We start from the raw sequence: 711 nt of genomic DNA, 5'->3' as shown, positions 1-711 counted from the left end.
GTTCGTAGTATCTAGCTCACCACCAAACAATTCTTTTCTGTGTGTACCGCTTATAAGCAGAGCTCCCCAGCCTCCGGGGCCTGGGTTACCCTTGCACGCACCGTCGGTATAAATATCTATTTCTGTACTCATGAATATTGATCTAGGCGGTAATAAAAACTATTTTTCCGAATCTCTCGATTGTCGATTCGCTACGGGCAATCCGATGACGTTGGGCTTTCGCGCCCATCGTCGGGAGGTATTAATCAAACCCAACTGCTGTTTGCGCGCCATAATAACGTAGTAAGCGCCCAATGGCACCTTGGCGTTGACGACACTCTCTATCCAAGCAAAGCGCTTAGCTAAACCAGGGCGATTAATGGTTGGGGCATAAAAGTGATATTTATGACTTTCAATTTTGAAGTCCAACAGCGTTAACCAATCAGCGACTCTATTGCCCGATAAAAAGCGATTCATCCAGATGCCAGATCGAGATCTATTGGCTAATTTAGCCAAACCCCACAAACTCAGTGGATTGAACCCAATTAAAACCAAAGTCCCGTTGGACTTTAAGATACGAGAGGTTTCGCGCAAAGTTTGATGAGGAGAAGGACTGAAATCCAAAGCGTGATGCATGATCACTAAGTCAGCACTGTCATGCGGCAATGCAATGTCTGTTGTCTGACAAACCAAGGTGTTGTTAGGCATTTCTACTTCATAGTTCGGAACGAC

The 711-nt window shown here is 45.4% G+C and carries 2 protein-coding genes; both read right to left on the bottom strand.

The window, feature by feature from the left end; all coding sequences use genetic code 11:
* A partial coding sequence (locus tag A3739_RS27890; RefSeq protein WP_304440233.1) for an RNase H family protein occupies nucleotides 1–132 on the bottom strand: 132 nt, incomplete at its 3' end.
* Between the two features lie 27 nt (nucleotides 133–159).
* The coding region (locus A3739_RS00765) for a class I SAM-dependent methyltransferase (protein ID WP_068499800.1) at nucleotides 160–711 on the bottom strand (552 nt) is incomplete at its 5' end.

Source organism: Oleiphilus sp. HI0067, from assembly GCF_001635735.1.
The sequence above is the reverse complement of the archived record's forward strand: the minus strand, read 5'-3'. Positions and strand labels throughout refer to the sequence as shown.